The 4,197-nt window shown below is 43.2% G+C and carries 5 protein-coding genes; 1 reads left to right on the top strand and 4 read right to left on the bottom strand.

Annotation, left to right across the window (positions count from 1 at the left end; genetic code table 11):
• The 3 genes from rsxC to rsxA form a co-directional block, all read right to left on the bottom strand.
• Positions 1–2,024 (bottom strand): electron transport complex subunit RsxC (rsxC, locus tag KH943_RS09400; RefSeq protein ID WP_304110340.1); only part of this gene is annotated, 2,024 nt, incomplete at its 3' end.
• A complete protein-coding gene (rsxB, locus tag KH943_RS09395; RefSeq protein WP_304110339.1) occupies positions 2,017–2,628 on the bottom strand; it encodes an electron transport complex subunit RsxB in 612 nt (203 codons plus the stop codon). The genes rsxB and rsxC, both read right to left, overlap by 8 nt.
• Positions 2,628–3,209 carry an electron transport complex subunit RsxA gene (gene rsxA, locus KH943_RS09390; protein WP_304110338.1) on the bottom strand — a complete coding sequence of 194 codons (582 nt, stop codon included), beginning with the start codon at positions 3,207–3,209 and terminating at the stop codon, positions 2,628–2,630. Before rsxA ends, rsxB begins: the two co-directional genes overlap by 1 nt.
• Before the next feature lie 363 nt (positions 3,210–3,572).
• Between rsxA and nrdG the strand changes: the two genes are divergently transcribed.
• Positions 3,573–4,034, top strand: a complete 462-nt coding sequence (gene nrdG, locus KH943_RS09385; protein WP_119223142.1) for an anaerobic ribonucleoside-triphosphate reductase activating protein — start codon at positions 3,573–3,575, stop codon at positions 4,032–4,034.
• Here the strand turns inward: nrdG and KH943_RS10180 are convergent.
• Positions 4,020–4,130: a hypothetical protein gene (locus tag KH943_RS10180; RefSeq protein ID WP_368493507.1), complete on the bottom strand. Its 111-nt coding sequence runs from the start codon at positions 4,128–4,130 to the stop codon at positions 4,020–4,022. The two genes, nrdG and KH943_RS10180, sit on opposite strands and share 15 nt — an antisense overlap.
• Between the last annotated feature and the right edge of the window lie 67 nt (positions 4,131–4,197).

Below are 4,197 nucleotides of genomic sequence, written 5' to 3'. Positions count from 1 at the left end.
GCTTGCTGTGCCTCTTTCTTCGCTTTTGCACGAGCAATCGCCTCAGCCACAGCAGCTTTACGCGGATCAAGCTCTTCAGTAGGTTTTGTAGCTTCTTCGGTTTTTTCAACCGCTTGTACTTGTTGCTGAGCCTCTTTTTTCGCTTTAGCACGAGCAATCGCCTTAGCCACAGCAGCTTTACGTGGGTCAAGTTCTTCAGTAGGTTTTGTAACTTCTTCCGTTTTTTCAACCGCTTGTGCCTGTTGTGCTTCTTTTTTTGCTTTAGCACGAGCAAGTGCTGCGGCAACCGCAGCTTTTTTCGAATCTAGGTTCTCTGCTGGGTTTTCAGCTGGCTTTACAGTTTCTTCAACTTTTTCAACCGCTTGTGTAGTCTCTGCCTGTTTCGCTAAGCGGCGAGCTTTGCGTTGTGCCATCAAATCGCTGTTATCAGGTTCGCCATTGGCTTTCACATGAACTTCGGCTGTAGGCTCCGCTTTTTTTGCTTTAATACGAGCTAGCGCGGCTGCCACAGGATCTTCACCTTGATTTTGAGCGATCTCTTCACGGCGTTTTTCAGCCGCTTGGTTAATTCTAGCAGTGCGTGCCTCTTTCTCTTTCTGCAAGCGAGCTTCACGGGCTTCAAAACGCTCTTTTGCTTCTTCCGATTTCTTCGTCTTCTCTTCTATTTCTGCAATTTTGGCTTTTTCTTGGCGGAAATATTGAATAAGAGGAATGTAACTTGGGCAGACGTAAGCACAGATGCCGCACTCAATACAAGCCTCTAAGTGGTATTCGTTAGATTTTTCGTGATCTTCTGAACGGGCAAACCAGTAAAGCTGTTGCGGTAATAAACCAACAGGGCAAGCATCCGAACAGCTTGAGCAACGAATACAGCTGCGTTCAGGCTCTGGTGGTGCATATTCAAAATGATCTGGAGCGATAATACAGTTCGCTGTTTTGGTGATAGGTGATTGTAGCGAAGGCAAAATAAAGCCCGTCATCGGCCCGCCTAAAAAGACAGGGAAACGTGCATCAGCCTGATAATCCACCTGTTCGAGCAAGTGAATAATCGGTGTGCCAAGTCTTGCCCACACGTTGCCTTTATTACGGATTTTATCGCCTGTAAGGGTTACCACGCGTTCAATTAACGGCTCATCATCAATGATGGCACGTTTTACTGCATAGACAGTGCCGATATTGTGCATCACAATACCCATTTCGATGGTACGTTTGCCTTGTGGAATTTCTAAACCTGTTAATACCTGCACAAGCTGATCACTCGCGCCAGATGGATATTTGGTCGGAATTTCACGCACAAACATATCATTTGCACCTTTCAAGGCTTTTTTGACCGCTTTGATCGCTTTTGGCTTGTTATCCTCAATCGCAATCACGACTTCTTCAGGACGCAGCACGTAACGCAAAATACGGATGCCTTCAACCAGCTCATCAGCACGCTCTTGCATTAAGCGATCATCACAGGTAATGTAAGGTTCACACTCCGCCCCGTTGATAATCAATAGTTTACAGCGTTTATCTGCAAGGCTAAGTTTGGATGCTGTTGGAAACACCGCTCCACCTAATCCAGCAATACCATATCGGTAAACTTTTTCGATAATTTCACCGCTTGTCATCTGCAAGAAATCGTCAATTGGCTTACGTTCAATCCACTCATCTTTGCCGTCAGTTTCAATCACTACGGTTATTTCTGGTAAACCAGAAGCGTGTGATGCCACGTGTGGGGCAATTGCTACCACTCTGCCCGATGTCGGTGCATGTACAGGCAATTGACGATAATGATTGCCTTGCGTGAGGGCTTGCCCTTTAAAGACATAATCGCCCTCTTTGACGATCAGATCGCCTGCCCAGCCAGAATGTTGTACCACGGGTACATAAAAATATTTAGGTAAATTGAGTGTACGAATTGGCTTTTGGCTTGACTGTTTTTTGTTCTCAAGCGGGTGAATTCCGCCAGGAAATTGCCAAAGTTTGCCTGTTTCTTTATTCAAGCGAATGCGAGCAAGTACATCATTTGGATTACTCATCAGCCCCTCCGCCAATTACTTTTTTCTGTTGAATTTCTGTCGTATTCACAATTGGAATGACCAAATTTGGGTCAAATTGCCAGTTCCACTGTTGAGCAGTTTTCTTCGGTTTAATCATCTCAATACAGTTGGTTGGGCAAGGGGCAACACAGAGCTCACAGCCAGTACAAAAATCAGCAATAACGGTATGCATTGCCTTGTTGCCACCTACAATCGCATCCACAGGGCAGGCTTGAATACATTTAGTGCAGCCAATGCAGAGATCTTCGTGAATAAACGCGACTTTGGTTTCGGGTTCTTCTACGCCATCCATAGTTGGCACTTCAACGCCCAATAGATCAGCAATTTTGACCACTAAAGGCTGACCACCTGGCACGCATTTGGTAATCACATCGCCATTGGCAATGGCTTCCGCATAAGGTTTGCAGCCAGGGTAGCCACATTGTCCACATTGGCTTTGCGGTAAAATCGCATCAATTTTCTCGACAATTGGGTCTTCTTCCACTTTCAATTTTACAGAGGAATAGCCCAAAATTGCCCCAAAAATCAAGGCGATAACCACGATGGCGATAATAATATAAGTCACAATGGAAAAGGCTAACATTAGATTTTCACCAACCCTGCAAAGCCCATAAAGGCAAGCGACATCAAGCCTGCAGTGACCAGCGCAATTGAAGCGCCTTGGAACGGACGAGGCACATCTGCTGCCGCCAAGCGTTCACGCAGTGCGGCAAAAAGCACTAAAACAAGTGAAAAGCCAAGTGCGGCACCAAAGCCATAAAGCACTGATTGCACCAAGTTATTGGCAAGATTTACATTCAACAACGCCACTCCTAATACAGCGCAGTTGGTCGTAATCAGCGGTAGGTAGATCCCAAGCAGGCGATAAAGCGCAGGACTTGTTTTGTGGATAATCATCTCGGTTAATTGCACTATGACCGCAATAATTAAAATGAAAACAAGTGTGCGTAAAAATTGGGCTTGCAGCGGAATGAGGATAAATGTCTCCGTCAAATAAGCCGACAGTGATGCCACCGTCAGTACGAACGTTGTTGCCAATCCCATACCGATCGCTGTTTCGACTTTTTTCGATACCCCCATAAACGGACAAAGCCCAAGAAATTTCACCAAGACAAAGTTGTTTATGAGTGCCGTGCCTATAATCAGAAGAAGATAATCCACCATTTTCCACACCCAAATTCACATTCAATATTAAAAAAATGTGCTTATTATCCCGTTTTTTGGCAGTGTGAACAATAGAAAAAACGGGGTAATTTCAATGAATAAAATATTAGCCTTGCAAAAAATAGAAGAAATTCAACCGCTTACCAAAACTGTAACATTTTTACCCATTTTTTAACGCAAATTAACGCAAAATTAACCTGAAAAATTTTCTGGGTTTATCTCTTTGATTTTATTTAACTAAAAATTTTGCAACCCCTTTCGTGCAAATTTTCTGATTTTCTTTTTTTAAGAAAAATCGTAGCATATCTATATATTGTTGTTATTGGTTTATAAAAACACAACATATAGTGATTTAATTTTAAAATGGAAGAAATTAGATTTTGCAATCAACAAGTTGTTTGGCAAGAAGTGCCGAATGAAACCAGCCTCGCTTTTTTGATTACAGGCTGCCCTTTAGGTTGCAAAGGTTGCCACAGTACCGAGAGCTGGAAACGTGGAAGCGGTCAAATTTTGACGGAGATTTACCTTGCCGAACAGCTCAAAAAATACCAAGGTTTTATCACTTGCGTGCTGTTTATGGGCGGTGAATGGTTGCCTGAAAAACTCATTCCATTGCTCAAAATAGCACAAGCCGAGGGGCTGGCAACCTGTCTTTATACAGGCTTAGAAAAAACAGAACTTGACCCAAGAATTTTAACCTCACTCACCTACCTCAAAACAGGGCGTTGGATTGCTGAGCGTGGCGGATTAAATAGCCTTACCACCAACCAACGGTTTGTCGATTTAAGAACGGGGGAGTGTTTGAATAGTTTATTTATTCGTTAATATCTTCCCGTTTATAGAGGGAACGAAGTTTTCATCATTAAAAAACATATTTATCATACTTCTTACTGGAGCAACCCCTGTTCCTCCTGCTACTATAATTACATTTTTACCTTTAATTTTTCAACTGGCCATCCCTTACCATAAGAACCTCTTAAAAATAATG

Origin of the sequence: Haemophilus parahaemolyticus, from assembly GCF_018373095.1 — a bacterium.
Taxonomy (GTDB): domain Bacteria; phylum Pseudomonadota; class Gammaproteobacteria; order Enterobacterales; family Pasteurellaceae; genus Haemophilus_A; species Haemophilus_A parahaemolyticus_A.
Note: the sequence above shows the minus strand (reverse complement) of the source record. Positions and strands in the feature narration are given on the sequence as shown.